Source organism: Pelatocladus sp. (genome assembly GCF_059505505.1).
In genome coordinates, this window is the sequence record NZ_JCACKS010000094.1 from 1 (window position 1) to 8,849 (window position 8,849).

The 8,849-nt window shown below is 40.1% G+C and carries 6 protein-coding genes and 1 pseudogene; 6 read left to right on the forward strand and 1 reads right to left on the reverse strand.

Features of this window, described 5'->3' with window-relative positions:
• Positions 1-55: 55 nt before the first annotated feature.
• A pseudogene (locus AC5JMK_RS08420) lies at positions 56-310 on the forward strand (molecular chaperone DnaJ); the annotation flags it as partial.
• A gap of 352 nt (positions 311-662) precedes the next feature.
• On the opposite strand, the gene AC5JMK_RS08425 reads toward AC5JMK_RS08420, so the two are convergent.
• Positions 663-2,054, reverse strand: coding sequence for a malic enzyme-like NAD(P)-binding protein (locus AC5JMK_RS08425; protein WP_096677947.1), 1,392 nt, complete (start codon positions 2,052-2,054; stop codon positions 663-665).
• A 279-nt stretch (positions 2,055-2,333) separates the two neighbouring features.
• On the opposite strand from AC5JMK_RS08425, the gene AC5JMK_RS08430 reads away from it, so the two are divergent.
• The 5 genes from AC5JMK_RS08430 to AC5JMK_RS08450 form a co-directional block, all read left to right on the forward strand.
• Positions 2,334-4,256, forward strand: a complete 1,923-nt coding sequence (locus AC5JMK_RS08430; protein ID WP_495909856.1) for an Hsp70 family protein — start codon at positions 2,334-2,336, stop codon at positions 4,254-4,256.
• Positions 4,257-4,345: 89 nt separating this feature from the next.
• The gene (locus AC5JMK_RS08435; protein WP_096677949.1) at positions 4,346-4,885 is read left to right on the forward strand and encodes a GAF domain-containing protein; all 540 of its coding nucleotides are present in this window, start codon (positions 4,346-4,348) and stop codon (positions 4,883-4,885) included.
• Positions 4,886-4,887: 2 nt separating this feature from the next.
• A complete protein-coding gene (gene cofG, locus AC5JMK_RS08440) occupies positions 4,888-5,856 on the forward strand; it encodes a 7,8-didemethyl-8-hydroxy-5-deazariboflavin synthase subunit CofG (protein ID WP_495909857.1) in 969 nt (322 codons plus the stop codon).
• A gap of 251 nt (positions 5,857-6,107) precedes the next feature.
• Positions 6,108-7,448, forward strand: coding sequence for an AAA family ATPase (locus AC5JMK_RS08445; RefSeq protein WP_096677951.1), 1,341 nt, complete (start codon positions 6,108-6,110; stop codon positions 7,446-7,448).
• 110 nt (positions 7,449-7,558) lie between these two features.
• Positions 7,559-8,849, forward strand: a 1,291-nt coding sequence (locus tag AC5JMK_RS08450) for a tetratricopeptide repeat protein (RefSeq protein WP_495909858.1), incomplete at its 3' end; no start/stop codon positions are given.

Sequence of the window (8,849 nt, forward strand, 5' to 3'; positions counted from 1 at the left end):
ACCATAATTCTTCTCTCAATGGAATGATCCTTACAGTCCTACCTGGGGAGTTACGGATTATTTAGAAAATTGTCGAGAAGACCTCAAACAAGCACAAGTTTCTTTTCGTTCCCTACCTAATCCCCCCAGTTTAGCAAGAGTAGCGGCTCATCTTTATTACTGCCTCAATCAAATTAGTGATGGACTAGATGAATTGGAATATTTCCCCTTGAATTACGACGAAAGTTATTTGCACACAGGTCAAGAAATGTTCCGTATTGCCAAGGGATTATACCGCGAAGCGCAAGATTCGGTCGCAGTTTATAAGTAATATCAAGTTCGGATAATTAGTTATACTTCCCAAAGTCATTGCACCCCACCCCTTAATCCCCTCCCCAGGGTGGTTTCATACGAAAAAAGAAAAATATGTAAGTCTGTATTTCTCGTTTTGAAGCATAGATTTTTACCCCTCTCCAAACCTCTCCCCTTAATAAGGGGAGAGGCTTTAAAAGAAGATTTTAATTTTTCTCTGCTTGTATGAAACCACCCTGCACCCCTTAATCCCCTCCCCGCACGCGGGGAGGGGCTGTTTTGGCATTAGACAAAACCGGGGTGGGGTTGTGTGGAAATTATAAAGTAGGATTTGCTGAAAAAGTAATAAAAAAGCCACACAGGATTAATTTTTAACTGTGAGCAATACCATCCTGGCGTGCAGCACGTTGCACCGCAGCTGCAACAGTAGTGGCGACGCGCTCATCAAATACAGAAGGAATGATATGCTCCTTGTCTAAATCTGATGGTTTAACTAAAGAAGCGATCGCACTTGCTGCTTCTAAATACATAGAAGTGGTGATCGTTTCGGCTCGACAATCTAATGCACCGCGAAATACCCCCGGAAAAGCCAAAACATTATTGATTTGATTGGGGTAGTCACTACGCCCAGTAGCCATAACAGCTACTTCATTACTAACTAATTCTGGCTGAATTTCGGGAATGGGATTTGCCATTGCAAACACAATCGGATCTTTCGCCATCGAACGCACCATTTCTGGTGTCACTACTCCCGGTGCGCTCACACCAATAAATACATCTGCTGCTTGCATTGCACCTGCAAGAGTACCCTGTGCTTTGACAGCAAATTCCCGCTTTTCTTCTGTTAACTCGGTGCGACTCGTGGAAAGAATACCTTTAGAATCACACATCCAAATTTTATCAGCCCCGGCTTTTTGCAATAAACGAGCGATCGCAATTCCAGCTGCACCAGCACCGTTAATCACGATGCGAATTTGATCGATTGACTTATGCACTAACTTGAGAGAATTAAACAGGGCTGCCAAGGTAACGATCGCTGTACCATGTTGATCGTCGTGAAAAACCGGAATATCCAACTCTCGCCGTAGTCTTTGTTCAATTTCAAAGCAACGAGGTGCAGCAATATCTTCTAAATTGACACCACCGAATACAGGCGCAATATTTTTCACAGTACGGACAATTTCATCTGTATCTTGGGTAGCTAAACATATGGGGAAAGCATCGATGCCAGCAAATTCTTTGAACAGCATTGCTTTTCCTTCCATTACTGGTAAAGCAGCCCCTGGGCCAAGATTCCCCAGACCCAAAACCGCACTACCATCGGTAACAATTGCTACGGTATTTTGTTTAATAGTTAATTTGTAAACTTCTTCTGGGTCTTGAGCGATCGCTGTACAAATACGTCCAACTCCCGGCGTGTACGCCATTGCTAAGTCAGACACGCTTTTGAGGCTAATTCTACTGCTAATACTAATTTTGCCGCCCCGATGCAGATTAAAGGTGCGGTCATAAACACTCAGTAATTTAATATCTGGTAAAGCCTTGACTGCTTGCACAATTGCTTCGGCGTGTTCGGTGCTAGCAGCATCAACGGTGAGATCGCGAATAGAAACAGATCTAGTTTGTTCGATTAAATCAATTTGACCAAGATTACCACCAGTGGTGGCGATCGCCTGAGTCACGCTAGCTAACATGCCAATCCGGTTGGGAATCTCCAGGCGGAGTGTCAAACTAAAACTAGAATTAGGAGTAAGCTCTGTCATTGTTGGTTTGAGTGGGAAAGTCTAGATTTTGAAGTTGAATCCAGGGCTATAATTCTGAAAATCAGAGAATTTAGTAGTATGAAAACAATCACAACTTAGCAATTGTACTTCGATGCTGAGTGTAGTTTCAGTTTGTTTTGTGAGATCAACTTTAATTTATCCATTTAAGGCAAGTTTAACAGAGCTTTCCTTTTCAGCCTCCATTTGAGTCTTTCCGTATCTCCGTGTCCCCACATCTTTGAATTTTTTTTTACTTAGAGAATACAAACAGATAAAAATATGGAAATTTTAGAAACAATTGGTTTTGACTTAGGACATGGTGAAACGGCTGTTGCCAAAGCGATTGTGGAAAGCATTGAGCCTCCCCAAATGTTGGAAATTAATAATAAGAAAAACCAAATCACGGCTCTTGGTTGGCATCCCGAACTTGGTTATCTTGTGGGAGAACAAGCATTAATTCAAGCAGGTGTTAATCAACTAGAAATATCTTTTAAACAAAAACCAAATCATGAGCTAAATTACAGGAAAACAATAAGTACTTTTGTTGCTACCTACTACCGTCTTTTGCAAGAAAGCAAACAAATGGAAGGTGGGGAAAATAGCTATTTTTATGTTGGTTGTCCTTCTGGATGGTCAATGAGCGATCGCCAAGAATATCAAAAGCTACTGCAAGCGGCGGTAGCATCCCAATTGCATGTTGTACCAGAATCACGCGCTGCTTTTATGCAAGCCAAGGAAGCCGGGAAACTGGAGTATGAAAAGCTGAAATCATCGGTGCTAATTGTGGATATTGGTTCTTCAACTACTGATTTTACTTTAGTTAAAACTTTACATGAAATTCCTGTAGATTTTGGTAGTAATGCTTTAGGAGCATCTTTAATTGATCGCGCTATTTTTGAACGTACTCTCGCTAAACACGAGCAAAAAGCCTTACTCAAAAAAGTATTTCACGAATATCCACACCACCAAGCTCGTTGTGAACTTGCTTGTCGCAAAGCTAAAGAAAATTATTTTTCTAATGAACAACTATACAGCGATTCTCAATCTTTTGCTCGTGGTTTTGAATCGATAAACGAACAGATTTATTTTATTCCCCAAGTCAACAAATTGATGATGGAGGAAATATTAAACCAACCTTTGTCTGAATTGGGGCAAAATAGTTGGATGCAATTATTTCGCGCCGCAGTCGATGAAGCAAAACAAAAGCTGGATCAACAAAATATTGTGCCGCAACTTTTACTGATGACTGGTGGTGCATCTCGGATGAAGTTTACCCACCAAATTTGTCAGGAAATTTTTCCCGAACCACAAACCCTCCTGCGTCCCGATCCAGAACCAGAACGATGTATTGCTTTGGGTTTGGCGCGAGTCGGAAGATGGGATTTGCGTGCATCTGCTTTCAAACAAGAAGTCAACAAATTATTTGAATCGCAAAAGCTGAAAAATTTGATTGAGAGACATATTCCGGAGCTAGTCGAATTATTAACCAAGCCACTAGCAGATAATTTGATTGAAAGTGCTGTCAGAACCAGTATTAAAGATTGGCAAAAAAACCAAATCCGAACTTTAGCTGATTTGGAAATATCTATGAAGAATAGAGCAGAACAATGGTTAAAAAGCGATCGCGCTCAACAAGTAATCAATCATCAATGTATTAATTGGTTTAATAATAAAATTCAACCAGACTTAGCCACAGAAACCGATCCGATTTGTCGTCAATTTCATATACCCAGAAGCAGTTTAAGGTTTGAGGAAGGGATTGATCCTGCTTTTGTCAACCCAGAGTTACGCATTGGTGATGCAATCCTGGCTGAAACAGTAGCATTTATCATTAATGTGGTAATCGGTGGAGGTACTCTCGCCAGCATCATCACTCTCATCCTCACCGGACACTTTACCTGGCCGATTGCTTTAGTATACGGCGCTTCGGTGATGGCAGCAGGCATGGAGTTAAATCGTCAGGGCGTCAAAGAAGCAATCAAGACAAATGTCGATGTTCCCGGTTGGATGCGTCCTAGTTTTTTAAACGACAAGAAAATCGACGATATCTGCAAACAAATTAAGCCGGAGTTAGAGAAGGTGTTGCAAGAGCAACTCACAGAAAATCAAGAAGCTTTTGACCAATTAATTGGCAAAGTTGAGCAAGGTTTGCAAAAAGCTCTTTCTACGAAGGTTCAAGAAGCAGTTATTTTAATTCAATAAGATTAAGCCCATTTTTATCTATATCGGTGGAATGATGTTTTAAATTACAAATTATTGACAAAATATGCAACAAAATAATTTATTGTTCAATGACCGATCTAACTTTGCCCAAACCGATAAAAAACGTTCTTAACACATATAACGAGCCAGATTCTGTATTTGCTGCCTTACTTCCAGCGCTTGGGGAAGTATTACAATGCGATCGCTGTTTTCTTTTTCTGAGAAATCCTGAAACTAAATTTGGAAAAGTTGCTTATTGCTGGCGACGCAATCAAGAGATTCCAGAAATTATAGACTCTGAATGGAAATTAGAGCCAGACTCATTACCAAAAGAAGATCCTTTATATGCAGCAGCACTGCGAAGTGATCCTTCTGTTTATGTCGAAGATGTGGAAACCGCTAGTCCAAAAGTTGTCAACAAAGAATTTGAACGCAAACATTTTGGACATCGAGCCTTAATTCATGCTCACTTGTGTCAAGACGGTCAATTATGGGGTATTTTACAACCAGAAATTTTAGGTGAAAAACGAGTTTGGTCAACATTTGATCGCGCCGTGATGACTAAACTTGAAACCAAACTCACACCTTTGGCAGTTGCTTACATTCAAGTTTTCGCACCTAGCGACTAGTTATGAACATAATCACTTATAGTCCGGCTTACACTATTGTTCTTACTTATGAATGTTTTAATCGCTGTACCTATTGCAATTTTCGTACAGATCCGGGTCAAAGTCCTTGGTTGACAATAATAGCAGCCGAACAGATTTTGCAACAACTTAAAAATCAAAACGTCTGTGAAATTCTCATCCTCAGTGGTGAAGTTCATCCCCAATCATCACGGCGTTTAGAATGGTTTCAGCGCATTTATGATTTGTGTGAATTAGCATTAGCAATGGATTTTTTGCCACATACAAATGCTGGACCATTGAGTTTTGAAGAAATGCAAAAACTCAAGCAGGTAAATGTCTCTATGGGGTTGATGTTAGAACAGTTAACCCCAAATTTATTAAAAACTGTACACAAATATGCGCCAAGTAAATTACCAGATTTGAGACTGCAACAATTAGAGTGGGCTGGAGAATTAAAAATACCATTCACAACAGGTTTATTGTTGGGAATTGGAGAAACGGAAAATCATTGGTGGGAAACTTTGGAAGGAATAGCCAATTTGCATCAGCGTTATCATCACATTCAAGAAGTAATTTTGCAACCCCATAGTCCTGGTAATCAGCAAAGCTTTGATGCGCCACCATTTGATCCCAATCAGCTACCAGAAGTAATTTTCAAAGCGCGTCAGATTTTACCGTCAGATATTACTATTCAAATTCCACCAAATTTAGTCCAAGATCAGCAGTGGTTAATCGCATGTTTAGAAGCTGGGGCGAGAGATTTAGGTGGAATTGGCCCCAAAGATGAAGTAAATCCAGATTATCCTCATATTCAAGAGCAGGAATTAAGAGAAATTTTACAGCCTGCGGGATGGGAATTAGTGCCAAGGTTGCCAATTTATCCACAATTTGATAGTTGGTTGTCGGAGGAATTGCAAACACTGGTGAAGCAATGGCGAAAACTTCACGAGTGGTCTAAATTTGTACATTAAAAGTAGGTTGGGTTGACGTAAGGAAACCCAGGGTCTTCAGATCCCCGACTTTTTGAAAGATACAGCTGGCGAATCAGGGGTGACACCCCTTATGAACGATTTTTCGTCATTCCATCAGAAGTAGAGACGTAGCATTGCTACGTCTCTACTTGGGTGTTCAGATCCGGGACTTTTTCAAAAAGTCCCGGATCTCATAGATTTAACTTTCTATAATCTCGTTAATATGAAAAACATCACTATATTTATTACCTATGCTTGATAATAATGACTTATTAACAAACTTATACAACGCTTTTAACCCCTTTGAACCTTTACCCGCAGGTGATCCAAAGTACGTAGATTGTCAGGAAGTCAGGGGAGATGCGGATATTTTAGATGAGTTGGGAAATAGGATGCAACTGGCAAATCAAAAGACTTGCCAATTGTATTCTGGTCATCGAGGTTCGGGGAAATCTACAGAACTACAGAGGTTAAAGAACTATTTACAAAATCGGCAATTTTATGTGGTGTATTTTGCAGCTGATGAAGAGGATATTCAATCAGAAGACACTCAGTATACAGATATACTCCTCGCCTGTACTCGACGATTGCTCAAAGATTTACACACATTTGCCAATCCTGATCCGATACTAAACTGGTTAAAAAAACGCTGGCAAGATTTAAAAGACTTGGCACAGACTGAGATGGAGTTTGAGAGCATGGAAGTAGAAGCACAACTTGCTCAGTTTGCCAAGCTAACAGCAAATTTAAGAAACATTCCCAATTTACGTCAAGAAATTCGCAAAAAAATAGACCCCGAAAGTCTGACTTTAATTAAGGTGTTGAATGAATTTCTGGCGGATGCGAAAAAGAAACTCCCTACTGGCTACACCAAATTAGCGTTAATTGTGGATAATTTAGACCGGATGGTGTTAGTCAAAGAGGGAGATAGCACCAACTATGAGGAAGTTTTTTTTAACCGCAGCGAACAACTAAAAGCTTTGGATTGCCATTTGATTTATACTGCACCCATTTCTTTGCTGTATTCTAAACGAGCGCCAGATATTCGGGATACCTATGGTGAATGCCTAATTTTACCGATGATTATGGTAAGAACTCTCAATGGGGAAATTTACCAACCTGGACTGAAGAAAGTTGAAGAAGTAATTAGTAAGCGAGTTCGACAAATTGCACCGGAACTATCACTAGAAAAAGATGTTTTTGATAGTCCTAACACCTTAGAAAGACTTTGTTTGATGAGTGGAGGTCATATTAGGAATTTGTTATTGTTAACTCAAGATGCCATTGCACGTACTAAAGAGTTACCAATTACAGAAAATGCAGTGCGACGAGCAATTACTCAAGCTAGAGATACCTATCGCCGTGCAGTAGAAGATAATCAATGGAATATATTGGCAGAAGTATCACATTTTAAGCAAATTCGTAATGATGACCAGTATCGGAGTTTGATGTACAATCGCTGTCTTTTAGAATATCGCTATTTAGATGATCAGCGAGAGATGCAGTGTTGGTATGATATTCATCCCCTGATTCAAGGAATTGCAGAATTTAAAAAAGCTGTGGCGAAACGAAACTTCCATGAACCTCAATAGTGCAAGGGATAGGATTTTTCGTCATAATTTTGGCCATGTAGAGACGTGTCATGGCACGTCTCTAGAGGGTTTAAATGTCAATTTATTTGTCTTATCCGAGCAGTATTGTCATGAATCCAGATTTAAGTGATTGGGATGAAGATTTACCCCCAGAACCAGAAGAAGTTTATCAAGACTTGGTTCGTGCATTAAAGCGAAAATCAGGATTTGGTTTGTATTTTGTGCAATGTACTCCTGTGGAAGCAGATCGTTTAATTGCCAAACTTTCACAGGATATTCCTCAGAAGAAAATTTATGCGCTGCACTTAGTTGAGGCGATTGATAATTTATATCAGCGAGTGACTGAGTTTATTAAAGATAAGCAAATTGATATTTTATTGATTAAAGGTTTGGAATATTCTTTATATAAATATGAGAAAAGAACTTTTGGCGAAATTACAGAAGGGAAATTTAGCGATATAACCAGTGTACCGCATATTTTAAATCATCTTAATCAACAGCGAGAAAGATTTAGAGATGATTTACCATTTTGCTTTGTTTTTCTTTTGCGATCGTTTTCGATAAATTATTTAATTCATCGCGCCCCGGATTTTTTTGATTGGCGTTCTGGAGTATTTGAATTACCTACAACACCAGAATTAGTTGAACAAGAATCAACTCGTTTGATCTTGTCAGGAGATTATGAACAATATTTGCAACTCACTCAAGAACAAAAGATTGAAAAAGTTTTAGAAATTCAAGACTTGTTGATAGAAAAACACCAGACAGAAGATAGTAAGGTAAAGCTACTATTTGAACTAGGAAATTTGCTGTCTACAGTCAAAGAATACGAAGCCGCGATCGCATTCTACGATCAAGCTGTGGAAATTAAACCTGATGACCACGAAGCTTGGAACAACCGGGGGATTGCGCTGGGTTATTTGGGACGCTACGAAGAGGCGATCGCATCCTACGATCAAGCTGTGGAAATTAAACCTGATGACCACGAAGCTTGGAACAACCGGGGGATTGCGCTGGGTTATTTGGGACGCTACGAAGAGGCGATCGCATCCTACGATCAAGCTGTGGAAATTAAACCTGAGTTACACCAAGCTTGGTACAACCGGGGGAATGCGCTGCGTAATTTGGGACGCTACGAAGAGGCGATCACATCCTACGATCAAGCTGTGGAAATTAAACCTGAGTTACACCAAGCTTGGTACAACCGGGGGAATGCGCTGGATAATTTGGGACGCTACGAAGAGGCGATCGCATCCTACGATCAAGCTGTGGAAATTAAACCTGATGACCACGAAGCTTGGAACAACCGGGGGATTGCGCTGGATAATTTGGGACGCTACGAAGAAGCGATCGCATCCTACGATCAAGCTGTGGAAATTAAACCTGATGACCACCAAGCTT